This is a genomic window from Micromonospora sp. RB23 (assembly GCF_053585025.1).
On the sequence record NZ_CM132111.1, the window covers coordinates 2,420,466 to 2,446,903 of the forward strand.

The 26,438-nt window shown below is 72.0% G+C and carries 20 protein-coding genes and 1 pseudogene; 9 read left to right on the plus strand and 12 right to left on the minus strand.

Annotated features, from left to right (window positions below; translation table 11 throughout):
• Positions 1 to 155 precede the first annotated feature (155 nt).
• Complete coding sequence (locus tag ACTFTM_RS11105; RefSeq protein ID WP_449565714.1) at positions 156 to 1,913, plus strand: CDP-glycerol glycerophosphotransferase family protein; 1,758 nt, start codon at positions 156 to 158, stop codon at positions 1,911 to 1,913.
• A gap of 72 nt (positions 1,914 to 1,985) precedes the next feature.
• Here ACTFTM_RS11105 and ACTFTM_RS11110 read toward each other — a convergent pair whose 3' ends face one another.
• Complete coding sequence (locus ACTFTM_RS11110; RefSeq protein ID WP_449565715.1) at positions 1,986 to 2,324, minus strand: DUF952 domain-containing protein; 339 nt, start codon at positions 2,322 to 2,324, stop codon at positions 1,986 to 1,988.
• Between the two features lie 96 nt (positions 2,325 to 2,420).
• On the opposite strand from ACTFTM_RS11110, the gene ACTFTM_RS11115 reads away from it, so the two are divergent.
• The 3 genes from ACTFTM_RS11115 to ACTFTM_RS11125 all read left to right on the plus strand — a co-directional run bounded on the left by ACTFTM_RS11115 (position 2,421) and on the right by ACTFTM_RS11125 (position 4,909).
• A complete protein-coding gene (locus ACTFTM_RS11115; protein ID WP_355050324.1) occupies positions 2,421 to 2,732 on the plus strand; it encodes a hypothetical protein in 312 nt (103 codons plus the stop codon).
• An 83-nt stretch (positions 2,733 to 2,815) separates the two neighbouring features.
• A complete protein-coding gene (locus ACTFTM_RS11120; RefSeq protein WP_355050323.1) occupies positions 2,816 to 3,472 on the plus strand; it encodes a response regulator transcription factor in 657 nt (218 codons plus the stop codon).
• A gap of 9 nt (positions 3,473 to 3,481) precedes the next feature.
• The gene (locus tag ACTFTM_RS11125; RefSeq protein WP_449565716.1) at positions 3,482 to 4,909 is read left to right on the plus strand and encodes a sensor histidine kinase; all 1,428 of its coding nucleotides are present in this window, start codon (positions 3,482 to 3,484) and stop codon (positions 4,907 to 4,909) included.
• Positions 4,910 to 4,921: 12 nt separating this feature from the next.
• Here ACTFTM_RS11125 and ACTFTM_RS11130 read toward each other — a convergent pair whose 3' ends face one another.
• From ACTFTM_RS11130 to ACTFTM_RS11145, 4 genes are all read right to left on the minus strand, one after another.
• A complete protein-coding gene (locus ACTFTM_RS11130; protein WP_449565717.1) occupies positions 4,922 to 5,875 on the minus strand; it encodes a TAXI family TRAP transporter solute-binding subunit in 954 nt (317 codons plus the stop codon).
• A 73-nt stretch (positions 5,876 to 5,948) separates the two neighbouring features.
• Complete coding sequence (locus ACTFTM_RS11135; protein ID WP_449565718.1) at positions 5,949 to 6,635, minus strand: hypothetical protein; 687 nt, start codon at positions 6,633 to 6,635, stop codon at positions 5,949 to 5,951.
• A gap of 106 nt (positions 6,636 to 6,741) precedes the next feature.
• Positions 6,742 to 7,539, minus strand: coding sequence for a peroxide stress protein YaaA (yaaA, locus tag ACTFTM_RS11140; protein WP_449565719.1), 798 nt, complete (start codon positions 7,537 to 7,539; stop codon positions 6,742 to 6,744).
• 52 nt (positions 7,540 to 7,591) lie between these two features.
• On the minus strand, positions 7,592 to 9,238 hold the full coding sequence (locus ACTFTM_RS11145; RefSeq protein ID WP_449565720.1) for an ArnT family glycosyltransferase: 1,647 nt from the start codon (positions 9,236 to 9,238) through the stop codon (positions 7,592 to 7,594).
• Between the two features lie 197 nt (positions 9,239 to 9,435).
• On the opposite strand from ACTFTM_RS11145, the gene ACTFTM_RS11150 reads away from it, so the two are divergent.
• Entirely contained in the window at positions 9,436 to 10,476 is a 1,041-nt protein-coding gene (locus tag ACTFTM_RS11150; RefSeq protein WP_449566606.1) for an App1 family protein, read from the plus strand.
• Positions 10,477 to 10,610: 134 nt separating this feature from the next.
• Here ACTFTM_RS11150 and glgB read toward each other — a convergent pair whose 3' ends face one another.
• The 3 genes and pseudogenes from glgB to ACTFTM_RS11165 form a co-directional block, all read right to left on the minus strand.
• Entirely contained in the window at positions 10,611 to 12,713 is a 2,103-nt protein-coding gene (gene glgB, locus ACTFTM_RS11155) for a 1,4-alpha-glucan branching protein GlgB (protein ID WP_449565721.1), read from the minus strand.
• Between the two features lie 326 nt (positions 12,714 to 13,039).
• Positions 13,040 to 15,088, minus strand: a pseudogene (locus ACTFTM_RS11160) (alpha-1,4-glucan--maltose-1-phosphate maltosyltransferase); the annotation flags it as partial.
• A gap of 332 nt (positions 15,089 to 15,420) precedes the next feature.
• The gene (locus tag ACTFTM_RS11165; RefSeq protein ID WP_449565722.1) at positions 15,421 to 15,975 is read right to left on the minus strand and encodes a TetR/AcrR family transcriptional regulator; all 555 of its coding nucleotides are present in this window, start codon (positions 15,973 to 15,975) and stop codon (positions 15,421 to 15,423) included.
• A 40-nt stretch (positions 15,976 to 16,015) separates the two neighbouring features.
• On the opposite strand from ACTFTM_RS11165, the gene ACTFTM_RS11170 reads away from it, so the two are divergent.
• Positions 16,016 to 16,492, plus strand: a complete 477-nt coding sequence (locus ACTFTM_RS11170; RefSeq protein ID WP_449565723.1) for a nuclear transport factor 2 family protein — start codon at positions 16,016 to 16,018, stop codon at positions 16,490 to 16,492.
• The gene (locus ACTFTM_RS11175; protein ID WP_449565724.1) at positions 16,489 to 17,319 is read left to right on the plus strand and encodes an ergot alkaloid biosynthesis protein; all 831 of its coding nucleotides are present in this window, start codon (positions 16,489 to 16,491) and stop codon (positions 17,317 to 17,319) included. Before ACTFTM_RS11170 ends, ACTFTM_RS11175 begins: the two co-directional genes overlap by 4 nt.
• Positions 17,320 to 17,385: 66 nt before the next feature.
• Here the strand turns inward: ACTFTM_RS11175 and ACTFTM_RS11180 are convergent, their stop codons facing one another.
• Together ACTFTM_RS11180 and glgA are read right to left on the minus strand one after the other, a co-directional pair.
• Complete coding sequence (locus tag ACTFTM_RS11180; protein WP_449565725.1) at positions 17,386 to 17,880, minus strand: hypothetical protein; 495 nt, start codon at positions 17,878 to 17,880, stop codon at positions 17,386 to 17,388.
• Between the two features lie 4 nt (positions 17,881 to 17,884).
• Positions 17,885 to 19,090, minus strand: coding sequence for a glycogen synthase (gene glgA, locus ACTFTM_RS11185; RefSeq protein ID WP_449565726.1), 1,206 nt, complete (start codon positions 19,088 to 19,090; stop codon positions 17,885 to 17,887).
• 72 nt (positions 19,091 to 19,162) lie between these two features.
• On the opposite strand from glgA, the gene glgC reads away from it, so the two are divergent.
• Complete coding sequence (gene glgC / locus ACTFTM_RS11190; protein ID WP_278138510.1) at positions 19,163 to 20,395, plus strand: glucose-1-phosphate adenylyltransferase; 1,233 nt, start codon at positions 19,163 to 19,165, stop codon at positions 20,393 to 20,395.
• A 31-nt stretch (positions 20,396 to 20,426) separates the two neighbouring features.
• Positions 20,427 to 22,070, plus strand: a complete 1,644-nt coding sequence (pgm, locus tag ACTFTM_RS11195) for a phosphoglucomutase (alpha-D-glucose-1,6-bisphosphate-dependent) (protein WP_449565727.1) — start codon at positions 20,427 to 20,429, stop codon at positions 22,068 to 22,070.
• Between the two features lie 118 nt (positions 22,071 to 22,188).
• On the opposite strand, the gene ACTFTM_RS11200 is transcribed toward pgm, so the two are convergent.
• Both ACTFTM_RS11200 and ACTFTM_RS11205 read right to left on the minus strand, forming a co-directional pair.
• Positions 22,189 to 23,112, minus strand: a complete 924-nt coding sequence (locus ACTFTM_RS11200) for an NAD(+)/NADH kinase (protein ID WP_449566607.1) — start codon at positions 23,110 to 23,112, stop codon at positions 22,189 to 22,191.
• 100 nt (positions 23,113 to 23,212) lie between these two features.
• Positions 23,213 to 26,317 (minus strand): M14 family zinc carboxypeptidase, encoded by a 3,105-nt coding sequence (locus tag ACTFTM_RS11205; protein WP_449565728.1) that lies wholly within the window; start codon positions 26,315 to 26,317, stop codon positions 23,213 to 23,215.
• Between the last annotated feature and the right edge of the window lie 121 nt (positions 26,318 to 26,438).

Here is a 26,438-nt window from a genome sequence, read left to right on the forward strand (position 1 = left end):
ACGTGGCGTGTGTGGGCCGGACTGACCCGGTGGCGCGCGAGGCAGCGAACTCCACGTCGTCGCGCCCGCCAGTGTCGTCCGTCACCCGCCCCTCGGCGTCGCCGTCGAGGGCCCACCCGCCCAGCCGGTCACCACTCGAATAGGGAGCTGTACCTTTGTTCGGCACGTTAACGGGACGCATCGGCGTTGCGGCGCAGAGCGCGCTGCTGGTGCTGGCCTACCTGGTCATGCTCGTCGCGGGCGCCTTTGGTTGGGTCGGCCTGTTCGCCGTCGCCGGACTGGCGGCGGTGGTCGGCGAGTTCGCCGTCGCCCGCTGGTCTCCGCCGTCGCAGGTGCTGCTGGAGAAGGTCGGTCTGACCTGGGCCTACCGCCAGTTGACCCGTGATCTGTCGGCCGTGCTGCTGGTCGCCGCCGAGGTCGCGCTCGACGGCGTCGAACTGAGCCTCCTGCTGATCCTGCCGGCGGCGGTGTGGGTCGTCTCGGTCTTCGCGGGCGCGCTCTCCACCATGATCGATCGTCGTAACCCGCAGTCCGCCCTGGTCCGCAACATCGAGCTGGGCCCCCTGCGCTCGGCCCCTCGCCCGCCGGCCTGGGCCGCGGCGGTCGCGGGGGAGCGGATGCCCCTGCTCAACCTCCTGCTGATCCCGGCCGCGGTGGTCGCCGCCGTACGGCACGAGCCGACGCCGTACTTCGTCGCCGCCGCGGTGACGGTCGCGGCGACCGGGGTGGTGGGCGCGATCATCGCCGTCACGTGGCTGCGTGGCCGGGGCTCCGGCCAGGGTCCGCTGCTGCCGGCCGTGCAGCGCTGGCTCGACACGTACCGGCCCGAGGTGGCGCTCTACTTCGCCGGTCCCGCCAAGGACGTCTACCAGGCCAACATGTGGCTCGCTCCGGCCGAGGCGCTGAACCAGCGTGCCGTGGTGCTGATGCGTAGCCGGGAGGCGTTCGCCGAACTGGCCGACACCCGGCTGCCGGTGATCTGCGTACCGGCCGGGGTGGACTTCATGAACCTCGAACTCGGCAGCGTCCGCGCGGCCCTCTACGCCGCGAACGTCGGCGCGAACATCCACATGCTGCGCGAGCCCGGCATGAAGCACGTCTTCGTGGGGCACGGCGACAGCGACAAGCAGGCCAGCGTCAACCCCTACAGCAAGGTGTACGACGAGGTCTGGGTCGCCGGTCTCGCCGGCCGGGAGCGGTACGCCCGTGCCGGGGTGGGCGTGCTCGACGCGGACATCGTGGAGATCGGCCGGCCGCAGTTGGCCGGCGTGCACACCTTCGGGGCGGAGTCGGTGGACCGTCCGTTCACCGTCCTCTACGCGCCCACCTGGGAGGGTTGGCTCGACGACGACCCGTACCACACCTCGCTGGTGCTGATGGGTGAGCGGATCGTCAAGGGCCTGCTGGCGAACAACCCCGGGGTGCGTCTGATCTACAAGCCGCACCCGCTCACCGGGTCACGGTCCAAGGTGGCCAAGGCGGTGCACGAGCGGATCGTCGAGGCGATCCGGGCCGCCGGCGGCAACCCCCACGCCGCGTCCCTGGACGGCACCGGGCACCTCGTGGTGACCGGCCGTACGCCCGGGCTGTTCGACTGTTTCAACCAGACCGACCTGCTGATCAGCGACGTGTCCAGTGTGGTCTCGGACTTCGTGCAGAGTCAGCGGCCGTACGTGGTGGCCAACCCGGCCGGCCTGCCGGAGGACGAGTTCCGCCGGGAGTACCCGACCGCGCGGGCCGCGTACCTGCTCTCCGCCGACTGCGGTGAGCTGGAGAAGATCGTGGCGGTGACCCGGACCGGCGACGACCCGATGACCGAGGCGCGCCGCGAGCTGAAGACCTACCTGTTGGGGCCGGCGGAGGCCAACCCGATGGACCGGTTCGCCGAGGAGATCACCCGGCTCTGCCGCTGACCTGACACGTCCCGCGCCCGGCCCGACACCGTCGGACCGGGCGCGGTCGTGTCAGCGGCGAAGACCTGTGCCTCAGTCGAGCAGGGCGGCGACCGCGTCGGCGACCGGGGTGTCCGCCGGCAGTGCCCGGGCCGTCACCACCGCGCTCAGCGGCAGCGGCCCGTACAGGTGGGGGAAGAGCTGCCCGCCGCGCGACGGTTCCCAGCGCAGGGCGTCGGCCAGCCGGTCGGGGTCCACGCCCAGCAGGGTGAGGCCGGTGACGCCGGAGAAGTGCCGGCGAGCCGTCTCCACCACCTGGTCGGCGGCGGAGAGGTGGATGAAACCGTCCTGGCGGTCCAGGGCCGAGCCGGCGACGGCACCGGCGGCTTGGGCGTCGTCCCACTCGACGGTCGGCAACAGCTTGTAGATCACCTCCGCAGACTACGTCGCCCACGTTTCGGCCGTACCGCCGCCGACGTCGGCCACCTCCCGTCATGCTCAGGTGGACCGGCCGGAAAGGGATGGACGATGGCGAGCTACGACGACGACTGGACCGACACCCAGCGCGGGCTGTACGACGAGTGCTACCGGGCCGGCGGCGAGTGGGCCGAGGACCCGGACACCCCGTCCGACGACGTGCAGCACGTGATCAACCTGGCCGAGGCGGACGACGACGCCTTCGACGACGCCGAGATCGACTTTCCGCCCCTGGTCGACGCCGTCACCCAGGCCAGCGGCGTCAACGTCACAAGCGTTCCGGCACGGCACGACGATCCGGGTTTCCGGGGCTTCACCGACGGCGTGCGGGACGCGGTCGCCGACGACACGTTCGGTCTCTAGGGGAGCCGACCGGGAGGCGGCTCTCCCGCTCGCGGCGGGCTTCTGCCACCATTCGCAGGACGGCTGCGACGGATGGGGGCACGGTGCGGATCCTGCTGGTGGAGGACGACCGCCGGGTTGCCGCCGCGCTCTCCTCCGCCCTGACCCGTCGTGGTTACCAGGTCGAGCACGCCGCCACCGTCGCCGCGGCGCTCTCCGCCGCCCCCTGTGACCTGGTGCTGCTCGATCTGACCCTGCCCGACGGCGACGGCACCGAGGTGTGTCGGGAGCTGCGCCGGCGCAGCAGCCAGCTCGGCATCATCGCGGTGACCGCGCGGGGCGAGGAGCGTGACCGGGTCCTCGGGTTGCGCCTGGGCGCGGACGACTACGTGGTCAAACCGTTCTCGATGGTGGAGTTGCAGGCCCGGATCGAGGCGGTGCTGCGCCGGGCCGCGAACGCCGCCCCCGAGCGGCACCTGATCGAGGCGGGGGCGGTGCGCATCGACGTGGCCGCCCGAACGGTGACGGTGGCAGGGCGTGCGGTGACGCTGACCCGCAAGGAGTTCGACGTGCTGCTGTCGCTCGCCCGCCAGCCGGGGGTGGCGGTGCCCCGCGACCGGATCCTGCTGGACGCCTGGGGCACCACGTGGGGCGACCCGCACACCGTCGAGGTGCACGTCGGGTCGTTGCGCGGCAAGCTGGGTGACGCACGGCTGGTGGAGACCGTCCGCGGGGTCGGCTACCGGCTGCGCGATGCGTGAGGGGACGCCGTGCGCCGCCGACTGGTGATCAGTTACCTGCTGCTGATGGTGCTCGTCCTCGTCGCGCTGGAGAGCCCGCTCGCCGTCACCCTGGCCAGCCGGGAGACCGAGCGGGTACGCGCGGACCGGCTCGCCGACGCCACCCGCTTCGCGTCGCTGGCCGGTCCGGCGCTGCGCGGTGGGGAGCCCGGCCCGATCGGCGCGGAGCTGCGCAGCTACGACGAGCTGTACGGGATCGGCGCGGCGGTCGTCGACCGGGACCGGGGCATCGTCGTCGACTCGGCGAGCTGGCGGTCCACGGGTACCGCCACGGTCCTGGACCTCGCGCTGTCCGGGCAGCAGTCCAGCGCGCCCGAGTCGGTCTGGCCGTGGTCCGCCGGTCCGGTGGTGGTGGCGGTGCCCATCAACGACGGCGGTGAGGTCCTCGGCGCGGTGGTGATCGTGACGCCGGCCGGCGAGATCCGCCGCGCGGTGACCACCTGGTGGCTGCTGCTCACCCTGGCCGGCCTGCTCGTCGTGCTGGCCTGCGTGCTCACCGCGTTCGGGCTGGCCGGCTGGGTGCTGCGGCCGGTCACCGAGCTGGACGCGGTCACCCACGAGATCGCCGAGGGCGACCGGGGCGCCCGCGTGCAGCACCGACTCGGTCCGCCGGAGCTACGCCGCCTCGCGGCCAGCTTCAACCACATGGCCGACGTGGTCTCCGACGTGATGGACCGCCAGCGCGCGTTCGTCGCGCACGCCAGCCACCAGCTCCGTAATCCGCTCACGGCGCTGCGGCTGCGGGTGGAGGAGCTGGGTCCCAGCCTCACCGACGCGGACGGGCGCTCCGAGCACCGGCTGGCGTTGGAGGAGACCGACCGGTTGGCGCTGGTGCTCGACGCGCTGCTCACCCTGGCCCGGGCCGAACGCGAGGAGAACGAGCGGGTCACCGTGGACGCGGCGGCGGTGGCGGCCTCCCGGGTGGCCGCGTGGGCGCCGTTGGCCCGGCACCGGTCGGTCGCGCTGCGCCTGGCCACGAGCGACGCTCCGGCGTACGCGCGGACCGTGCCGACCGCCGTCGACCAGGCGCTGGACGCCCTGATCGACAACGCGGTGAAGTTCAGCGGGGCCGGCGGGGCGGTGACGGTGACCGTGGCCCGCCGCGACGACGGGGTCCTGTTGGAGGTGCGCGACACCGGCCCGGGTATGACCGAGAGTCAGCTCCGTCAGGCCACCGAGCGGTTCTGGCGGGCCCCGGACGCGCAGAACGTCGACGGCGCCGGGCTCGGCCTGACCATCGTCGCCGTGCTGGTGGACGCCTCCGACGGGCGGCTCACCATGCGTGCGGGCACACCTCGCGGGCTGGTCGCCGGCGTGTGGTTCCCGGCGGCCGAGCCGGTGGAAGGTTCGGTGGACGGCGACCCGGCCGCCGACCTGTGGCCCACCCCGGCGGGCTGACGGCCCGGCGACTCAGGGCTTGGCTGCCCGGTACCAGGCGGCGGCGCCCGGGTGCAGCGGCAGCGGGGCGGTGGCGATCGCCGAGCGCGGGCTCATCCGTCCCGCCGCCGGATGGGCCGCCCCCAGTTCGGCCCGACGTTCCATCAGCAGTCGGGTCACCTCCCGGACCAGCGGCTCCGGCAGGTTGGCCCGCACGATGAGATAGTTCGGGTCGGCGACCGTGGTCACCGGGTTCATCCCGTACACCGAGCGGGGGATGTCCCGGGAGACGTAGACCTGCCCGTAGCGGGCGCGCAGCGGCTCCGTCCACTCGCCCAGGTCGACGATCCGGGTGGCGCTGCGCCCGGCCAACTCCTCGATGCCCCGCACCGGCAGACCACCGGAGAAGAAGAACGCGTCGATGCGTCCCGAGCGCAGGGCGGTCACCGAGTCGTCCAGGCCGAGGCGTTCCCGGCGTACCGCGTCGCCGCCGAGCCGGGCCACGTCCAGCAGCCGGGTGGCGGTGATCTCGGTGCCGGAGCCGGCAGCGCCTACGGACACCCGCCGACCCCGTAGGTCGCCGACCGTGCGGACCGGACCGCCGTCGGTCGTGACCAGGTGCAGTTGGTCGTCGTACACCCGGGCCACCGCGTCCACCGACGGACTCCGCGTCGGGCTCGTGGGCAGCACGTCGGCCTGGGTGAAGCCCAGCTCGGCCGCGCCCGAGCTGACCAGGCGGACGTTCTCCGCCGAGGCCGCGGTGACCACCACGCTGGCCCGTACCTCGGGCAGTTCGCGGTTGAGGATCGTCGCGAGGGACTGCCCGAACGCGTAGTAGACGGCGGTGGGGCTGCCGGTCGCGATCCGGATCTCCACGGGCGCGCCCGGGTCGTCGCGGCAGCCGGCGACGGGCAGGGCCACGACCAGCGCCAGCGCCGCCGCCCACGCGCGACGTCGACCGGCCCGAGGAGACGAGGTACGACTCACGCGGTGCACTGTGCGCGCTCCGGCGGGCCCGCGCAAGCCCGCATCCGTCAGTACCGCTGGTAGATGCCCCCGGTCAGCAGGCCGGGCGTCGGTCCGGCGTCGCGTCACGCGCCGGCTCCATCGACGCGCTGCGCAGGATGCGTTCCCGGTCCGGCCCGTCGGCCACGCTCACCAGGAAACAGCCGGTGCCCGCGCGGAGTGCGGCCGGCACGTCGAGCACGGCGGCGCTGCGGATCAGCACGGCGGCCAACTCCCGGTCGGTGAGCCGCACACCGAGGATGTGCCGCCGCACGTGCCGCCCGCCGGCCAGCAGCGCCGACCGCCACGCCGCCGCCGCGAGCCGGGACATCCACCGGCGGCGGGCCGGCGACGCGCCCGGCACGGGACCGCCCAACAGCTCCCGACGTCCCTGCCACCAGCCGGCATCCATCATCCGTCCGTACGCGCCCCGGTGCTCCGGTGGCACCCAGAGCCGGTGCAGCTCGTAGCGGCGGCGCAGCCCGCCGACCGTCACCTCCTGGGTCACCGGGATGTCGAGGCGGGCGAGCAACTGGCGCATCCGCTGCGCGGCGTCCTCCCGGTTGAACTCGACCCCGGGCAGGTGCGACGGCAGCGCGGCGGTCGACCGGGCGCCCGTCGCAGGCGCGGTGCAGCGCAGCAGGCAGGCCGCCTCGAACGCGTCGCCCAGGGTCAGCCAGTCCAGCGGGGGTGGCGTCGCCGGCGGGCGGGGCCGGTCGAGCAGGGCGGGGTCGCGGACCAACTGAGGCTCCCTCGTCGGAGTCTGGGTTCCCCTACCGTGGCCCCTGCGCGGCCGTTACGGAACGTGTCCCGCCCAGCCTTGAGCAAATCTTGCGGCTCTCGCCCCGTCACAGGTCGGTGACCACCAGATCCACCTGCCGTACCCGCCCGGCGGCGGCCGGCTCCTCCACCACCGTGTGCTTCAGCTCCCGCAGGATGCCGACCCACTCCCGGGCGGTGCGCGGCTTGGCGCCGGCGACGAGCAGATCCCGGACCAGCCGCCCCTTCGTCGCCTTGTTGAAGTGGCTCACGACCGAGCGGACGGGCACGCCGTCGACCTCCCGCTCGTGCAGCACCCGCACGGTGACCGTCCGTTCGGCCAGCTCACCGCGCGGCGTCCAGGTGGCCGCGTACGCGCCGGAGCGCAGGTCCAGCACCGGGCCCCGACCGGCCGCGCCGGCCAGGACCGGCGTCAACTCCCCGCGCCAGTACGTCGACAGCGCCCCGACGTCGGGCAGGCGGACGCCGATCGGGCAGCGGTACGGCGGGATCCGGTCGGCGAGGCGTACCGCGCCCCACAGCCCGGAGCTGATGAGGATCGACCGGCGGGCCGCCCGCAGCGCCGCCGGTGGCAGCGTGGCCAGCTCCAACGCCTCGTACAGCACCCCGGTGTAGAGCCGCTCCGCCGGGGCGGTCGCGGCCTCCCGCAGCCGGGCGTTGCGACGCAGCTCGCCGCGCTGACCGTCACTGAGCCCGAGCGCGGCCAACGCCGCCTCCTCGTCGGGCCCCGCGCTGAGCGCCACGAGCGCGTCGAGCACCCGCTCGCGGGCCGGGTTCAGCTCCGGCAGCGAGAGCTTGTCCGGCGTCCACCGCCGTCCGGTGCCGGCGTCGGCCTTGCCCTCCGAGGGCGGCAGCAGGATGAGCATCGGGTCTCCTCGAACGGGTACGGCGACGGCCCGGCCAGCGTACGACCCGTCCTCAGCGCCAGGGCCGCACCGGGGTGTCGGGGTGGTACACGCGATAGCCACCCACCTCGCGTACCGGCGCGGCGTCGGACCGGTCGGCGAGCAGCCGGCGCAGCCGCCGGTCCATCGGCGAGTCGACCTCCACCACGTAACCCGGTCGGGCGGCCCGCCCGACCTGCCGCCAGTACGGCCGGTAGCGGTTCTGACCGGGGGACAGGTTGCCGTCGAGCACCCCGCAGACCACCGTCTCGTCCGTGTTGAAGATCAGCCGGTTGCAGGTCCAGTAGTCCCCGTACACCTCGCGGGGTCCGTCGGCGCGCAGCGCGGCGGCCAGCTCCCGGGCCTGGCGCTCCTCGGTCCGGGACGCGATCGTGCCGCCGGTCGCGAAGAGCACGGTGACCACGAGCGTCGTCGCGGCCAGGGCCGCCAGCACGGCGGTGGCCAGCGCGCCGGTCAGCCGGCCGAGCACGCCCACCGTGCCCCGCCAGCCGGCCAGGCCCGCCGCCCAGAGCGGCCAGAGCACCGCCGGCAGCGACAGTTGCAGCACCGACAGGTAGCGGGCGTTGTCCAGCGGGCTGGTCGCGGCGAGCGGGCTGCGGACGTACGACAGAAGGGTCAACGCCGCGCCGACGACCAGCGCGAGCTGCACGACCGGCCCGACCCGCGCGGCCCGTGGCGTGCCCGCGGCGCGGCCGCCGGAGGTCGTGCCCGCGGCCCGGCGGTACGCGAGGAGCGCGAGCACCGCGGCGGCCACCAGCAGCGCCGGGTAGAGCAGGCCGAACCACTGCTGCCAACGGCCGCAGCCGTCGACCGGGCAGAGCCCGTGCGCCAGCGGCACCCCCTCCAGCAGACCGCCCCGGATCCGGTCCGACCACGGCGGCAGCGGACCGGCCTTGGTGCTGACCTCCCGGAACACCGTCAGCGAGTCCTCACCCGGCCCGGCACGCAGGTTGTCGACGATCATCGGCGCGATCCCCACCACGAAACCCGCCACCAGCAGCAGCCCGGACCAGCCGAGCAGTTCCCGGCGCACCGCCCAGACCAGCGCCAACGCGGCGACCGCCAGGTACGGCAGGATCAGCCAGTCCGACCAGGCGGCCAGCCCGGCCAGTAGGCCGAACAACGCGACGGCCAGCCGACGGTGGCGCACCGACCCGGCGGCCAACCCCACGGCGATCAGCAGCATCAACAGCACCGCCGGTTTGACCTCCGGCCGGCCACCGACCACGGTGAGCTGGTCACGCACCACCCGCTCGGACCCCAACGCCAGCAGACCGACCACGAGGACGGCGAACCACGGCGTGTAGACCCGACGGGTGAGCCGGTACGCGAGGTAGAGGAAGATCGCGTACAGGGCGAGCATCGGCAGCCGCAGCACCGGCCAGCTCGGCCCGAACACGGCGAGCAGCGGCGCCGCCAGGTACGACTCCAGCATCCCCATGTAGTGCTGGCCGTAGAGGAAGACCGGGTGCTCCCGGCCCTGCCCGATGTGCAGGGCGGCCAGCCCGAAGGTCGCCTCGTCGCTGTTCGACACCGGCACGGTGTACAGCGTCAGGACCAGCCGGTAACCCACACCGACCAGCCCGAACAGCAGCGCCACGAGCGCCGGCCGGTCGAGTCGCGGACGCCACCGCCCGCGGTGCTGCTCTGGATGCGACACGACCACGCCCCCGTCGTCGTCCCGACCGGAGTGTTTCACGGACCGTGGGCCGGTCGGGCCGGTTCGGCCCAGTCCGAGCGGCTCGCGTGGCCGGGGTTCGGGCCGGCTCGCGTGCCCGAGGTTCGGGCCGGCTCGCGTGCCCGAGGTTCGGGCCGGCTCGCGTGGCCGTCCCCGGCGAGGTGTGGCAGGGTTGGCGGGTGCCACCCACACCCGCCGGCGAGCTGGCCGTGCCGAATCTGCACCGGGCCGCGCGGATCGAAGACGCCGTGCACCAGCTCGTGGAGCGTCGGCTGCGGCGTACCGGCTGGCGGATGAACATCGTCGCCTACACCGGCTACGGTCGTCCCGGCTGGGTACGCGTCATGTGCCGGGTGCTGCTCGGTCGCCCCGACACCCGGCAGCGGGGCCGGCTCGAGAAGGTTCGCGGCTGGCGCAGCTTCACCACCCTGCCCGCCAAGCACGTCACCGTGCAGATCGAGGCCGGCGGGGTGCGCCACGAGGCTCAGGCCGACCGCAGCGGCTTCGTCGACACGCTCGTCGAGGCCGACCTGCCACCCGGCTGGGGCACCGTACGGCTCAGCGTCCCCGACGCCGAGCCCGTCGACGCCCCCGTGCGCATCCTCGACCCGGACGTCAAGTTCGGCATCCTCTCCGACATCGACGACACGGTGATGGTCACGGCGCTGCCCCGACCGCTGCTCGCCGCGTGGAACACCTTCGTCCTCGACGAGCACGCCCGCGCCGCCGTACCCGGCATGGCGGTGCTCTACGAGCGACTGGTCACCGCGCACCCCGGCGCTCCGGTCTTCTACCTCTCCACCGGCGCGTGGAACGTCGCGCCGACGTTGACGCGGTTCCTGTCCCGGCACCTCTACCCGGCCGGGCCGCTGCTGCTCACCGACTGGGGTCCGACCGCCGACCGCTGGTTCCGCAGCGGCATGGAGCACAAGCGTTCCACCCTCGCGCGGCTCGCCAAGGAGTTCCCCGACGTGCGCTGGCTGCTGGTCGGCGACGACGGCCAGCACGACCAGGAGATCTACCGGGAGTTTGCCGCCGCGCACCCCGAGAACGTCGCCGGCGTGGCGATCCGCAGGCTGTCCCCGACGCAGTCGGTGCTGGCCGGTAGCCTGCCCGCGCCTGCCGGGCGGCCCTCGTCGGGGCCGGTGGGGCAGAAGTGGCTGTCCGCGCCCGACGGCGCCGGCCTGTGGCAGCTACTCCGCGACGCCGGCCTGGTCTGACGGCCCGCGGCTCTGCGGGAGGCGCTACGCGCTATCCATGATCGTGCTCGATCCAGGAAACAGGCCCCTCCATGTGCGAACGAGGCCACTACATCCAGGATCGAGCACGATCAAGCCGGGAATGACGGGGACGCTCAGTCGCGGCGGAGCCAGATGACGCCCAGTGGGGGCACCTGGAGGGCCGCCGACGCCACCAGTCCGTGCCACGGCACGTCCTCGGCGTGCACCTCGCCCAGGTTGCCCACCCCGGACCCGCCGTAGTGGTGCGCGTCGGTGTTGAGCACCTCGGTCCACGTACCGCCGGCCGGTAGCCCGATCCGGTAGTCGTGCAGCGGCTGGGCCGAGAAGTTCGCCACGCACACCAGCGTCGAGCCGTCCGGGGCGATCCGGACGAACGAGACAGTGTTGTTGGCGACGTCGTCGCCGGCGATCCAGCGGAACCCGGCCGGTTCGGTGTCCTGCGCCCAGAGTGCCGGGGTGGCCCGGTAGACGCGGTTGAGGTCACCGACGAGCCGCTGCACGCCGGCGCGGGCCGGGTCGTGCAGCAGGTACCAGTCGAGGCCGCGTTCCTCGCTCCACTCCCGGTCGTCGGCCAACTCGGAGCCCATGAACAGCAGCTGCTTGCCGGGGTGCGCCCACATGTACGCCAGCAGCGCCCGGACGTTCGCCAAGCGTTGCCAGGTGTCGCCGGGCATCTTGCCGGCCAGCGAGCCCTTGCCGTGCACGACCTCGTCGTGGCTGATCGGCAGCACGTAGTTCTCACTCCAGGCGTACGCCAGGGAGAACGTGAGCTGGTGGTGGTGGTGCTGGCGGTAGATGGGGTCCTTGGAGGTGTAGAGCAGGGTGTCGTGCATCCAGCCCATGTTCCACTTGAACCCGAAGCCCAGCCCGCCGTTGGCGGTGGGCCCGGTGACCCCCGGCCACGCGGTGGACTCCTCGGCGATCATCACGACCCCGGCGTGGTGCTTGTAGACCGTCGCGTTCACCTCCTGCATGAGCGCGATGGCCTCCAGGTTCTCCCGACCGCCGTACTGGTTGGGGGCCCACTGGCCCTCCTCGCGGGAGTAGTCCAGGTAGAGCATCGAGGCGACCGCGTCGACGCGCAGCCCGTCCACGTGGAACTGGTCGCACCAGTAGAGCGCGTTGGCGACCAGGAAGTTGCGCACCTCGCGGCGGCCGAAGTCGAAGACGTACGTGCCCCAGTCGGGGTGCTCGCCCCGGCGGGGGTCGGGGTGCTCGTACAGCGGGGTGCCGTCGAACCGCGCGAGGGCCCACTCGTCCTTGGGGAAGTGCGCGGGCACCCAGTCGAGGATCACGCCGACGCCGGCGGCGTGCAGGGCGTCGACGAGGTGGCGGAACTCGTCCGGGTCGCCGAAGCGGGACGTCGGCGCGTAGTAGCCGGTCACCTGGTAGCCCCAGGAACCGCCGAACGGGTGCTCCATCACGGGCAGGAACTCCACGTGCGTGAAGCCCAGCTCGGTGACGTACGCGGTGAGCTGGTCGGCCAGCTCCCGGTAGCCGAGGCCGGGCCGCCACGAGCCGAGGTGCACCTCGTACACGCTCATCGGCTGCTGGTGCGGCTGCCGCTCGGCCCGCCGGGCCAGCCAGTCGGCGTCGTTCCAGCGGTACGTCGAGTGGTACACCACCGATGCGGTGGCCGGCGGCACCTCCGCGTACGCGGCCAGGGGGTCGGCCTTGTCCCGCCACCGTCCGTCGGCGCCGAGTACCCGGTACTTGTAGCGGGCGCCGACGCGGGCGTTGGGGACGAACAGCTCCCAGACGCCGCTGGAGCCGAGCGACCGCATCGGCCAGCCGTCGTCCGCGCCCCAGCCGGTGAAGTCGCCGACGACGCGCACGCCCTGGGCGTTGGGCGCCCACACGCTGAACGCCACGCCCTCGTCGAACACCCGCGCGCCGAGCGCGTCCCACAGCCGCTCGTGCCGACCCTCGCCGATGAGGTGCAGGTCCAGCTCGCCGACGGTGGGCGGATAGCGGTAGGGGTCGTCGTGCGTCGTGCCGTCGACCTCCACCCGGTAGTCGAGCACGGTGCCCTCGACCTGCGCCTCGAAGACGCCGTGGTCGTGCACCCGCTTCATGGGGTGCCGCTCGTCGCCGACGAGCAGTGTCACGTCACCCGCGCCCCGGCGCATCGTGCGAATCGTGGTCGACCCCTCGGCGGGGTGCGCCCCGAGCAGCGCGTGCGGGTCGTGCGTCACACCGGTGATCAGCTGGTCCATCGGTCGTCCTTCGGTGCGGAAGCGGTCGGCGCGGAGGCGGACGGGCGGGTGGCAGCCGGGCGGCGGCCGGCCGAGGACTGGGCGGCAGCCGCGCGGGCAGCCGCGCGGGACGCCAGGATGGCCGGCGTCACCGCCCCGCTGGCCGGGGTCACCGCGGTGGCTGGGACAGGCGGCGCGCTGGCTGGGATCACCGGCGCGGTGGCCGGGGGCACCGACGTGCTGGCCGGGGGCGGCGTCGTGCCGGCTGGATCCACGGGCGCGGTGGCCGGCGGCGACGGCTGGGTAGCCGAGGGCTCTCCGCCGCTGGCCGGGAGGGACGGCTCGGTGGCCGGGGTCACCGGGGCGGTGCCGCCGGACAGGTCGTCCGGAACGTCGGTGACGGTGAGGTGCGCCGGTTCGACGCCGGCCGGCTCGGGCACGGCGGGCGGCGTCGGGCGGCGGACGGTCAGCACGTGCGCCGGTTGCAGGTACGGGTCGAGCCGTACCGCGTTGCGCTGTCCCCAGTCGTAGCTGGCGCCGGTCAGTTCGTCGTACACGGTGAAGCGTTCGTGCCAGTCGAAGCCGAGCGCCGGCATGTCGAGGGTGGTGTTGCCCCACTGCACCTCGCGCGAGTCGAACGAGCAGACCACGATGACCGTGTTGCCGGTCTCCGGGTCGTGCTTCGACCAGCACAGCAGCGCCGGGTTGTCGATCTCGTGGAAGCGCAGGTTGCGGAGCTGGTGCAGGGCCGGGTTGTCGCGGCGTACCCGATTGAGGATGGTCAGGAACGGCGCCAGCGAGCGGCCCTGCGCCTCGGCGGTGGCCCAGTCGCGCGGGCGCAGCTCGTACTTCTCGTTGTCCAGGTACTCCTCCGCGCCCGGGCGGGCCACGTGCTCGAACAGCTCGTAGCCCGCGTACAGGCCCCAGGAGGGGGAGAGCAGCGCCGCCAGCACCGCCCGGATTTTGAACATCGGCGGACCGCCGTGCTGCAACGACTCGTGCAGGATGTCCGGCGTGTTCGGCCAGAAGTTCGGGCGCATGTAGTCGGCCGACGCGACCAGCTCCTCGCAGTACTCCCGCATCTGCGCGGCCGTCGTGCGCCAGGTGAAATAGGTGTACGACTGCGTGAAGCCGACCTTGCCGAGCCCGTGCATGATGGCCGGCCGGGTGAACGCCTCGGCGAGGAACAGCACGTCCTCGTCGACCTTCTTGACCTCGGCGATCAGCCAGTGCCAGAAGTCGAACGGCTTGGTGTGCGGGTTGTCCACCCGGAAGATCCTGATGCCCTCGCCCACCCAGTGCAGCACCACCCGCAGCACCTCGGCCCGGATGCCCTCGGGGTCGTTGTCGAAGTTGACCGGGTAGATGTCCTGGTACTTCTTCGGCGGGTTCTCCGCGTACGCGATGCTGCCGTCGGCCCGGGTGGTGAACCACTCCGGGTGCTCGGTGACCCACGGGTGATCCGGCGCGCACTGCAACGCCAGGTCCATCGCCACCTCCAGGCCCTGCGCCGCGGCCGCCTCGATGAAGGCCCGGAAGTCCGCCGGCGTACCCAGGTCGGGGTGGATCGTGTCGTGCCCGCCCTCGGCGGCGCCGATCGCCCACGGCGAGCCGACGTCGGTCGGCCCGGCGGTGAGCGCGTTGTTGCGGCCCTTGCGGTTGACCCGGCCGATCGGGTGGATCGGCGGCAGGTAGAGCACGTCGAAGCCCATCGCGGCGACGCCCGGCAGCCGCTCGGTCGCGGTGGCGAAGGTGCCGGAGCGGCCACCCGCGGCTCCTTCGGAGCGCGGGAAGAACTCGTACCAGGCCGAGAAGAGGGCCCGCTTGCGGTCAACCCAGATGGAGTACGCGTCACCGACCGTGACCAACTCCCGTACCGGGTGCTCCCAGAGCAGGTCGGCCAGGGCGAGCGCCGGCCCGACGCGCTGCGGCAGGGAGAGGTCGGTGTCGGCGAGGGCGCTGAGCGCGTCGGCGACGCTCGCGCGGTCCGCGGCCGGCACCAGGTCCCGGGCAGCGGCCAGCACCCGCGCGCCCTCGGCCAGGTCGTTGGCGAGGTCTTCCGGGCCCTGCCCGGCGGCGATCTTCTTGGTCACCGCGTTCTGCCACGTCAGGTACGGGTCCTGGAAAGCCTCGACGGTGAAGGTCCACGCGCCGACGGCGTCCGGCGCGATGGTGGCGTGCCAACGGTCCTGGCCCGGCTCGCCGGGGCGCATCCGGGTGAACGGCCGTTCCTCGCCGTCCGGCCCGGCCCACACCACGTTGCAGCCCAGCGCGTCGTGCCCCTCCCGGTAGGCGCGCGCCGACACCGGAACCGGCTCGTCGACGACCGCCTTGGCCGGGTACCGCCCGCACGAGACGACGGGGGAGACGTCTTCGATCGGGAACCGTCCTGTCACCCCGCCAACCTACTGTGCGAGATCCGCTCGCGCGCGGCCAAGCGCCCGTCCGATGGGCACCCGACCCAAGATCCGCTGACCGGCCGCTCTCGCCTTGATCCACTCGCGTTAGGTGAAACCGCGGTATCAGTGCCCGTTCGATGCCGCGGTTTCCTGCAAGACGAGTGGATCAAGGCTGCAGGGCGTCACGCGAACGGGCCGGTGGGCGGCTCTGGAGCGCGGGCCGAGGTGCATCCGGGCGGCGGATGATCGTTGGCGCTTCAGCAGCACCGCGCTCGGCGTGTCCTACCGCCCAGCAGCCAACGATCATGAGAACGAAGCGCTGTGCGGCGTCACGTGGTCTCGCCGTCGTTGCCGAGTACGGAGCCGACAAGTGCGCTCAGTCCCTCGTGCCAGCGAGCTTCGGGCCAGTCGCGCAGGTGCTCGACCAGGTCGCTGCGGACGGCGGCGAGCAGTGCGTGGGCGAGGTAGTCCGCCGCCTGCGGGCCGCGCGCCTCCGTGACGAGGCCGGCGAGCAGGGCGTGCCAGTGGTCGTACGCCTCGTTGCGGTACGGGCTGCCGCCTCCGGCGCTCTCCAGCGCCAGCGTGAGCACCCGGTTGTCGAGCTTGAAGCGCAGCATGGCCCGCAGTAGTTCGACGGCCTGCTCCGCGGCCGGCCGGGTGGGTGACACCGCGAGCGCGTCCCGCAACCGCAGTCCCCGTTGCTCGTAAAGGGCGCGGATGAGCCCGATGCGGTCGCCGAAGCGCCGGAACAGGGTGCCCTTGCCGACGCCCGCCGCGGTGGCGATGTCGTCCATCGACACCTGATCGGGGTCGGCTGCGGCGTCGAAGAGACGCCCGGCGGCGGCGAGCACCGACTCCCTGTTGCGCTGCGCATCGGCCCGCACCGGACACCCCTCTCGCCAAACGGACTAGCGGTCCGTATAGTTGAAGCGGACCGGCGGTCCGTATCGTATCGCGACCGTGCCGGACGACGAAAGGACGATCATGCCGAACAACCCCACCGCGGTGTTCGATCGCGCCATGGAGCTGTTGCTCGCCAAGGACATGGCCGGGTTCATCGCGTTGTTCGCCGAGGACGCGGTGCTGGAACTCCCGTTCGCACCGCCCGGCCAGCCACGCCGCGTAGCCGGTCGCGCCGAGCTGCACGAATACCTGATCAACTACCCCGACCTGCTCGACGTCCGCGAGATCCGCGACCGGACCGTGCACGAGACCAGCGATCCAGAGGTCATCGTCGTCGAGTTCACCGCCTCCGGTCTCGTCGTCGCGACGGGCCGACCGTACGAGGTGAGCTACATCGCCGTCCTGACCATCCGGGACGGGCGGCTCGTGCGCTATCGCGACTACTGGGATCCGATCGCCGCCCAGGAACTGCTCGGTGGCGGCCTGGTGCGCTCATGATCCTGGTCATCGGTGGCACCGGAACCACCGGCCGCATCGTCGCCGCCACGCTCGCCGAGCGCGGTCACCCCACCCGGATCGCCAGCCGACGCCCCTCCCCGGGAGGATTCCGCTTCGACTGGTACGACCCGACCACTCACCCGGACGCGCTGGACGGCGTGCGCGCGATCTACGCCATCCCACCGGTCGGCGAAGTCGACCCGGCACCGATCATGCTGACCTTCCTTGACCGGGCGCGCAGCGCCGGTGTCCGCCGGGTGGTTCTGCTCAGTTCCTCGGCCATCGGGCCCGCCGAGCACGGGCTGGGTCTGGTGCACGCGCGGCTGGGTGAGCTGTTCCCGGAATGGGCGGTACTGCGGCCGTCCTGGTTCATGGAGAACTTCGTCGGTGAGCAGCCGCACGCCGTCAACGCTCGCGAGCAGGGCGAGATCGTCAGCGCCACCGGCGCCGCCCGGGTCGGCTTCGTCGATCCTGCCGACATCGCCGAAGTGGCGGTGCGGGCTCTCACGGACCCGACGCCGCACAACACCGACCACATCATCACCGGACCGGAGGCGCTGAGCTACGACGAGATCGCCGTCGTTCTCAGCGAGGTCGGTGGCCAGCCGGTCAAGCACCGTCCGGTCGACCCGGTGGAACTGGCCGCCCGCCACACCGCGAACGGCATACCGCCGGACTTCGCCCGCTTCCTCGCGAGCCTGGACACGGCCATCGCGGCAGGCGCGGAGGACCGGACGACGTCGACCGTCGCGGAGGTGACAGGTCGCGCGCCACGAACCTTCCGGGACTTCTGCCGGGACCGCCGGCGCGGCGACCGTCCTGGCTGACGCTCGGTCGGCGTCTTCAGAGCGGTTCGAGCTAACTGTTCGGCCTGCGGCGGGCGACGTCGTTGCTCAAGTCCCCTCCCGGGACGGCGGTCTGAGGTCGGCGGTGAGCAGGCGTTCGATCCGGGCGTACTCGGCGGTCATCTCCGGGGTGGCGAGGACGTCGTCGAGGTCGGCCGAGACCTGGAAGTCGACCTCCTCGACGGAGCGGATGGCCAGCTCGTAGATCTCCCCGCGCTGGTTCTCCTCCAGATAGGTGGTCCAGTGCTCCAGCGCGGTGAAGGCCGTCAGGAGGCCCTGATCCAGATCGCCGTCGGCGAGGATGCCCTCGTCGATCCGTACCAGCAACGCGCGCAACTCCGTCGCGTCGGCCGTCCGGACGTTCTCGCGGGCGCTGGCGAGCGCCGCCCACGCGTCCTCGGTCATCTCGTCGTCGACGGCGGTGCCGAGCAGTTCCTCCCGGGTCAGCCGGGTGACCGTGTCGAGACCGAAGGCGCGCAGGTCGTCCTCACCCGCCGCGACGACCAGCTGGAGGATCGCGGCTTCGAGTTCGTCGTACCGCATGACGTCAGCGCGCGCCGACGGAGTGGTAGACGTCCAGGGTCTGCCGCGCGATGGCGTCCCAGGAGAAGTGCTCCACCGCGCGCCGCCGGCCGGCCAGGCCGAACCGCTCCGTACGCGCCGGATCGGCGAGCAGCGCGTTGATCGCCGCCGCCAGGTCGGCCACGAACGCCTCCGGCTTCAGTGGCGTCCCCGACCCGTCGGTGGCCTGCTCGATCGGCACCAGCAGCCCGGTGTCGCCGTCGGCCACCACCTCCGGGATGCCGCCGGTGGCGGTCGCCACCACCGCCGTCTCGCAGGCCATCGCCTCCAGGTTGACGATGCCCATCGGCTCGTACACCGAGGGGCAGACGAAGACGGTGGCGTGGGTGAGCACCTGGATCACCTCGGGCTTGGGCAGCATCTCGGCCACCCAGACCACCCCGGAGCGGTTGGCCCGCAGCTCGGCGACCAGCTCCTCGACCTCGGCGGCGATCTCCGCCGTGTCCGGCGCGCCGGCCAGCAGCACGAGCTGGGTGTCCGCCGGCAGCTCGCGGGCGGCCCGCAGCAGGTACGGCAGTCCCTTCTGCCGGGTGATCCTTCCCACATAGACCACGCTGGGCAGCGCCGGGTCGATGCCGAGCCGGTCGAGCACGTCGGTGCCGGAGTCCGGGGCGTACTGCACGGTGTCGATGCCGTTGTAGACCACCCGGACCTTCGACGGGTCGATCTGCGGGTACGCGGTGAGCACGTCGCTGCGCATCCCACCACTGACCGCGATGATCGCGTCGGCCGACTCGTACGCCGTGCGCTCGATCCAGGACGAGAGCGCGTATCCGCCGCCGAGCTGCTCGGCCTTCCACGGCCGCAACGGCTCCAGGCTGTGCGCGGTCACCACGTGCGGCACCCCGTGCAGCAGCTTCGCGGTGTGCCCGGCCAGGTTCGCGTACCACGTGTGGCTGTGCACCACGTCGGTGCCGGCGGTGCCGGCGGCCATCTCCAGGTCCACACCCATCGTCCGCAGCGCGGCGTTCGCGCCGGTCAGGCCGGGCGGATCGGCGTACGCCGTGACGCCCGGCTCGGCGCGGGGGAGGCCGAAGCAGTGCACGCGGACGTCGGCGAGGCGACGCAGCTCCCGGGCCAGGTACTCGACGTGCACGCCCGCGCCGCCGTAGACCTCCGGCGGGTACTCACGGGTGAGCAGGTCGACGCGCAGCGGGGTGGGTTCCGTCATGACCCCGCACCCTAGTGCAGAAGACTCCCCGTACGAGTGGTGAAGTCCGACGCGGATGGATAGCGTCGGGGCATGGCTGCCAAGGTGCTCGCGATCGTCCTGGCGGGTGGGGAGGGCAAGCGCCTGATGCCACTCACCACGGACCGGGCCAAGCCGGCCGTCCCGTTCGGCGGGATGTACCGCATGGTCGACTTCGTCCTCTCCAACCTGGCCAACGCCGGCTATCTCAAGATCGTCGTGTTGACCCAGTACAAGTCCCACTCCCTCGACCGACACATCACCAAGACCTGGCGGATGTCCACGCTGCTCGGCAACTACGTCACCCCGGTGCCGGCGCAGCAGCGCCGCGGCCCGTGGTGGTTCGCCGGCTCGGCCGACGCCATCTACCAGAGCTTCAACCTCATCAACGACGAGCAGCCCGACTACGTGATCGTCTTCGGCGCCGACCACATCTACCGGATGGACCCGCGGCAGATGGTGGAGGACCACATCGCCTCCGGCGCCGCGGTCACCGTGGCCGGCATCCGGCAGCCGCTGTCGATGGCCGACCAGTTCGGCGTCATCGAGGTCGGCGAGGATGGTCGGAAGATCCGCGCGTTCCGCGAGAAGCCCACCGACGCGGTCGGCCTGCCGGACGCGCCGGACGAGATCTACGCCTCGATGGGCAACTACGTCTTCACGACGCGGGCCCTGTGCGAGGCGGTCGAGCGCGACGCGGCCGACAAGAGCAGCAAGCACGACATGGGCGGCAGCATCATCCCGATGCTCGTCGAGCGGGGCGAGGCGAACGTCTACGACTTCCGTGACAACGAGGTGCCGGGCAGCACCGACCGGGACCGGGGCTACTGGCGGGACGTGGGGACGCTCGACTCGTTCTACGACGCGCACATGGATCTGATCAACGTGCACCCCGTGTTCAACCTCTACAACTTCGACTGGCCGATCTACACGGAGCAGCCGCCGTGGCCGCCGGCGAAGTTCGTCCACCAGTGGGGTGAGCGGGTCGGCCGGGCGGTCGGCTCGATGGTCTCGCCCGGCGTGGTGATCTCCGGCTCGCTGGTGGAGAACTCGATCGTGTCGCCGAAGGTGCGGGTGCACTCCTGGGCGCACGTGGAGGGCTCGGTGCTGATGGAGGGCGTCGAGATCGGCCGGCACGCGGTGGTCCGACGGGCGATCCTGGACAAGAACGTGTTCGTCCCCGAGGGCGTCGAGATCGGCGTCGACCTGGAGAAGGACCGTCAGCGTTACACCGTCTCCGACAACGGCATCGTGGTCATCGGCAAGGGCCAGAAGGTCGAGCCGTGACCGACCCGCACTCTTCGAGGAGGATCCCGCAGTGACCCATCCCCGTGCCGGCCAGCCCGCCGAGCCCGCCGACCTCGTCGACGTGCCGCGCCTGGTGACCGCCTACTACGCCGAGCATCCGGACCCCGCGGACCCGGCGCAGCAGGTCTCCTTCGGCACCTCCGGTCACCGGGGCTCCAGCCTGCGCAACGCGTTCAACTCCGACCACATCCTCGCGGTCACCCAGGCGCTCTGCGACTACCGGCGGGAGCAGGGCCTCGACGGCCCGCTGTTCCTCGCCCGGGACACTCACGCGCTCTCCGCGCCGGCCGCCGTGGACGCGCTGGAGGTCCTCGCCGCCAACGGCGTCACCGTGCTGGTGGACAGCCGCGACGGCTACACCCCCACGCCGGCGTTGTCGCACGCGATCCTCACCCACAACCGGGGGCGCACCAGCGGGCTCGCCGACGGCATCGTCATCACCCCGTCACACAACCCGCCGGACGACGGCGGTTTCAAGTACAACCCGACCAACGGCGGGCCGGCCGACACCGACGTCACCCGGTGGATCCAGGACCGGGCCAACGCGATCCTCGCCGCCGGGCTCAAGGAGGTCCGCCGGATCACCTACGCGCGGGCCCGGGCCGCCGACACCACCGGGGAGTACGACTTCCTCGCCCACTACGTCGACGACCTGCCGGCGGCGATCGACATCGACGCCATCCGCGAGGCCGGAATCCGGATCGGCGCGGACCCGCTGGGCGGGGCGAGCGTGGCGTACTGGGGTGAGATCGCCGAGCGGCACCGGCTCGACCTGACCGTGGTCAACCCGACGGTGGACCCGACCTGGCGGTTCATGACCCTGGACGGGGACGGCAAGATCCGGATGGACTGCTCTTCGCCGAATGCGATGGCGTCGCTGATCGCCGCCCGGGCCGACTACCAGATCTCCACGGGCAACGACGCGGACGCCGACCGGCACGGCATCGTCACGCCCGACGGCGGGCTCATGAACCCCAACCACTTCCTGGCGGTGGCGATCGGGCACCTGTTCCGTACGCGTGCCGACTGGGGGCCGGACGCCGCCGTCGGCAAGACCCTGGTCTCCTCGTCCATGATCGATCGGGTGGCGGCCGACCTGGGTCGGCCGCTGCTGGAGGTGCCGGTCGGGTTCAAGTGGTTCGTGCCCGGTCTGCTGGACGGGGCGGTCGGCTTCGGCGGCGAGGAGAGCGCCGGGGCGTCGTTCCTGCGCCGCGACGGCTCGACGTGGACCACCGACAAGGACGGCATCCTGCTGTGCCTGCTGGCTTCCGAGATCCTGGCCACCACCGGGCGTAGCCCGAGCGAGCACTGGGCGGAGCTGGCCGAGCGCTTCGGCGCCCCCGCGTACGCCCGCGTCGACGCCCCGGCGACCCGTGAGCAGAAGGCGGTGCTCGCCAAGCTCTCCCCGGATCAGGTGACCGCCACCGAGTTGGCCGGCGAGCCGATCACCGCGACCCTGACCACCGCGCCCGGCAACAACGCCCCGATCGGTGGCCTCAAGGTGAGCACGGAGTCCGGCTGGTTCGCCGCCAGGCCCTCCGGCACGGAGGACGTCTACAAGATCTACGCCGAGTCCTTCCAGGGCCCCGACCACCTGAAGAAGATCCAGGAAGAAGCCAAAACCCTGGTGGACCAGGCCCTGACCCAGGCCTGACCCCCTCCGGCCGGGTTGATCAAGAGGTTTGCGTCATGCCGCCCGGCGTGTCGTGACGCAAACCTCTTGATCACAGCAGCAGGGCCGGTGCGCACCGCAGGGCCGGTGCGACGGGGATTCAGCAGGGTGGGGGGTCGGCGGGTGGGGGGAGTTCCTGGCTGCGACGGCGGAGTTCTTCGGGGAGTAGTTCGCGGAGTTGCTCGGGGAGGAACGGCAGGTCGAGCAGGGTCATCTTCAACTGGTTGCGCTCCTGGTAGCGCAGCGGGTCGAAGCGGACCACCAGGCCGGCGTCGCGGCGGTACGAGATGTCCACCGCCCCCTCCGTCGCCGCGTCGCGGAACACCAGACCGTCCATCTCCACGACGACCGGCGACGAGTTGGGCTGTAGCTCCAACCGGATCTTCTCGTCCGGGGAGAGCACCACGGCACGGGAGATGCCGGCCATCGGCGCCGCCGGCGTGATCACCACCGAGTCCGCCGCCGGGGAGATCAGCGGACCGCCGGCCGCGTAGCTGTACGCCGTCGAGCCGATCGGGGTGCTGACCACCACGGCGTCGCTGCGGTAGTAGCCGTACTGCTGGCCGTCGATGGCTAGCGTGACGCTGACGAAACCCCTGCCCGGCTGGCGGACCAACGCGATGTCGTTGAATGCCACGACGTCGTCACCGCACACGTCGCAGGCGAGACACGCGTGCGACTCGACGGTGAAGTCCTTGGACAGCAGCCGGCTCAGCGCGTCGGGCAACCCAGGCGGTTCGATCTCGACCAGAAACCCCAGACGACCCAGGTGTACGCCGAGCACCGGCTTCGGGTCGCGGACGGCGGAGCGCAGCGCACCCAGCATGGTGCCGTCACCGCCGATGCTGATCAACGCGTCGGCGCGGACGGCGACCTCGCCCTCCGGCAACGGTTCGACGCCGGACGGGACGCGGTGCCGGTCCTCCTCGCGCACGAACAGGGTCTTGTGGTGGCGGGTGGCCCACCGTTCGATGATTTCGACCACCTCGGTGACATCCCGAGTGGGGTGCAGCACAAGTCCCAGCCCCGACACCCGTCCAGCTCATCACATCGGTGCGGGGCGCACCCGGCGTACGCCGAAGGTGCGCCGGCGGCCCGTGGACCGCCGGCGCACCTCGCCGCCGTCAGTGGCGGGGTCGACCGGTGAGGTGGGTCAACGAGCGGGCGACCAGGTCATCGCGGGCCGCTGGGGCGAGGCCCTCCAACCCGAAGCCCAGGTACACCGTGTCCCCGGTGACCACCACCGAGCCCTCCTCGAACGCCTGCTGGCTGCGCGACCAGTCGGTGGCGTTGCCACCGGACCCGGCCGGCGGGCCGGCCACCGTCCAGCCGCCCAGGTCGGCCGACTCGAACGAGGTCTCCGCCACGGTCGCGGAGTCGACAACCACCCGGGCGTCGTCCAGGAAGACGCCCAGGCCCTGGGTGCCCCAGTCCGAGGCGTACGTGATCGACACCTCGACCTGCTTGCCGGCGTACGCGGTCAGGTCGACCACGAACTCCTTCCACCCGCTCGATGTCCCGGTCGCCGCGTTCCAGCTTCCGGTGCTCCCGGTGGGGGAGCAGCCCGCGCCCTGGTAGTGGGCGAGGAACGGGTGCAACTCGCCCCAACCCGAGGCGCAGCTGTCCCCGGTGACCGTGCCGGTCTTGCCGTTGACGTCCGGCAGTGTCGTCCAGTTGTCGCTGCCCACCTCGTGCGCCTCGACGAAGAGGAAGTCCCAGTTCTGCTCGATCTCGTACGAGGTGAAGAAGCGCAGCTCTCCGCTGGTCGCCCCGCCGAGGTCCACCGTGCGGGTGAGCCGCTTGTACGACTCGTCGGCCTGCCCGCTGTACAGGTACCACTCACCCGTACGCGGGTCGAACGGCGCGCCACCCGGTCGGGTCCAGCCCACCGGCGCGGAGCTGGCGAACTGCGGGAACTCGTCCGGCGGCAGGAAACTCGACGTGGTCAGGAACGACGCGGTGTGCCCCTGGTTCGCCGCCGAACCGGCCGCGTTGAGCTGCCCGTTGAAGCCGGCGAACGCGCCGTCGCGGCCGGCGACCGGGAACGGCTCTCCCTCCGGCGCGGTACCGCCGTCGCTGACGTACGTGTGCGCCCCCAACCAGTACTGCTGGAAGTCGTTCAGCAGCGGCAGGCAGGTGAGGTCGTCGGCGTTGGTGCACTCCGGCGGCGCGTCCGGGTGGTAGACGTACGAACCATTGGCGCCCTGGGCGAACAGCGCGTACTGGCCGCTGACCAGGAGCTTGCCACCCTCGTTCAGGTAGTCCCGGACGGCCAGTTCGGTGTCCAGCGCCGCCTTGGCCGCGGTGCCGGCAACCTGGCCGGGCGAGCGCATGATCACGTCGTCGCCGGTCTCCCACACCACCGCCTTGTAGTGCGACAGCACACCCAGCGGGTGTGGCGCCTTGCGTCCCATCGCGTCGAAGTCGTACACGTCGCTGCTGCGCCCGGCGGCGCGCAACGACGCCGCGATCTCGTCGGCGTACTTCGCGGAGGTGCCGGTCTGTGCCGGGCTGAGGCCGGTGACGTCCTCCATCGCGAGGACCAGCACGTCGCCGCCGATGTCGCGGTGCACCTGGTAGGTGAAGTGTTGGCTGGCGACGACTCCCACACGCGGTTTGTTGCCGGTGAACCAGACCTCCACCCGGTCGCCCGGCTTCGTGCCGCCGACCGACCCGCGTAGCTCCGCGTAGTAGTCGTCGTGAGTGTCGCCGTACCGCTCGCCGCCGCGCCACTCGCGGACCGCGACGGTCTTCGGTCGCCCGCCGTTGACCGTGTAGTGCATCTTCACGTTCTTCAGCGCCCGCCTGGTGACGGCGGCGACCTGCTGGGTGCGCCCGTACGAGGTGTCGAAGGCGTCCACCACGAAGTCCGGGGTGCTCCGGCCGACCACCGACACCGGCTCGTCCGGGTCCGCCGCCGACTTGGCGACGGCAAGCGCGAAGGGCAGGTTCTTGCTCACCTCACCAGCGATCAACGTCTCGTCGTCGGGGAAGATGAAGCCACTGACGCAGTCCTCCGGGCGCCACTCGTCGTCGGGGTCGACGGCCGAGGCGGCCTCACACGTGGACATCTCGGGGGTGAAGCCCAGCGTCCCGTACCGGACGGTGGCGTGGCTGTCGGTGTCACCGTTGGTGGTGTACAGCTCGGCGGAGATGTCCGGGTCGTAACCGGGCACCGCCGGGTGCGCGTCGTCCCCGACCATCGCCTTGTAGATCTCGTCGTCCGGGCTGGGGGTGCTCACCTGCCAGCCGATGCCGTAGAGCAGCAGCTCGGCCGCGGAGTGGTAGTTGACGAAGAACTCGAACCCGACCCGCTTGAAGAGCTGGTCCAGGGCCTTGGTCTCCGGCTCCGAGTTGGGGCCCGGGCCCCGGTACGTCTCGCTGTTCGGCTCCGGTGACGAGCCCTCGTTGTCGTACCTCCACTTGTAGCTGAAGTTGCGGTTGAGGTCCACGCCGTCGCCGGAGGTGATCTGCCCGTCGCCGTTGTTGTCCCGCAGGTTCTTCCGCCACAGGCGGTTGCCGGGGGTGAAGGTGAAGTCGTAGCCGTCCGGGTTGGCCACCGGCAGGAACCACAGCTCGGTCGTGTCCAGGAGTCTGGTGATCTCCCGGTCGGTGCCGTAGCTGTCGAGAACATGGTGCATCAGTCGACGGGTCATCTCCGGCGTGATCCACTCACGGGCGTGCTGCGCACCGGCGTAGAGCACGGCGGGCCGTTTCCCGTCCGCGACGGTCCGCGCGTTCCTGGTGACCTTCACGGCGACGATCGGCTGGCCCTTTTGGGTGCGGCCGATCGTCTCCACCTTGGTCAGCTTGGGATAACGGGCCGCTGTGGCGTTCAACTCGTCGCGCAGACCGCCCGGCTCCCCATAGGGCCGGAACGCCGTCCAGCCCGCCGCCGCCTGCTCCCGCAGCGCCTGTGACGCGTCCTTGCCGCGCACCTTCTTCACCGACAACGGGACGCCCTGGTCGGTCAGCCGCTTCGCCTGCCGGCGACTGAGCACCGTCTCGACGGTCGTCTTGCCGGTCGAGTCGGTCTTCGCGTCGTGGCCCAGGTCGACCCCCGCCGCGCGTAGCTGGTCCCGCTGTTTCGCGTCGACCGTGCCGACGTAGACCTCCAGGCCGTCGCGGGCGCCCGGGTCGGACGGTGGCTTCGCGCTTGCCGGCGGGGTTAGTGCCAGTGCGCCGAGCAAGGTGACCACGCTGGCGATCGCCAGTCGTCTCGGTCTCATCGCGCCTCCTTGGGTGAAGGACCTGTAGGCGCGAGCTTTCGGTGCGGCGTGATCGATGTCAATCGGTCGATGGGCGGGTCGTTGCTGTCCGTGTCGATGTCGGAGCCAGCGGTGACAGGTG

Coding starts and splice junctions, on each gene's coding strand:
- ACTFTM_RS11115 (WP_355050324.1), top strand. CDS start 2,421: ATGGCGAGCTACGACGACGACTGGACCGACACCCAGCGCGGGCTGTAC.
- yaaA (WP_449565719.1), bottom strand. CDS start 7,539: ATGCTCATCCTGCTGCCGCCCTCGGAGGGCAAGGCCGACGCCGGCACC.
- glgB (WP_449565721.1), bottom strand. CDS start 12,713: ATGGACCAGCTGATCACCGGTGTGACGCACGACCCGCACGCGCTGCTC.
- ACTFTM_RS11175 (WP_449565724.1), top strand. CDS start 16,489: ATGATCCTGGTCATCGGTGGCACCGGAACCACCGGCCGCATCGTCGCC.
- ACTFTM_RS11180 (WP_449565725.1), bottom strand. CDS start 17,880: ATGCGGTACGACGAACTCGAAGCCGCGATCCTCCAGCTGGTCGTCGCG.
- glgA (WP_449565726.1), bottom strand. CDS start 19,090: ATGACGGAACCCACCCCGCTGCGCGTCGACCTGCTCACCCGTGAGTAC.
- glgC (WP_278138510.1), top strand. CDS start 19,163: ATGGCTGCCAAGGTGCTCGCGATCGTCCTGGCGGGTGGGGAGGGCAAG.
- ACTFTM_RS11205 (WP_449565728.1), bottom strand. CDS start 26,317: ATGAGACCGAGACGACTGGCGATCGCCAGCGTGGTCACCTTGCTCGGC.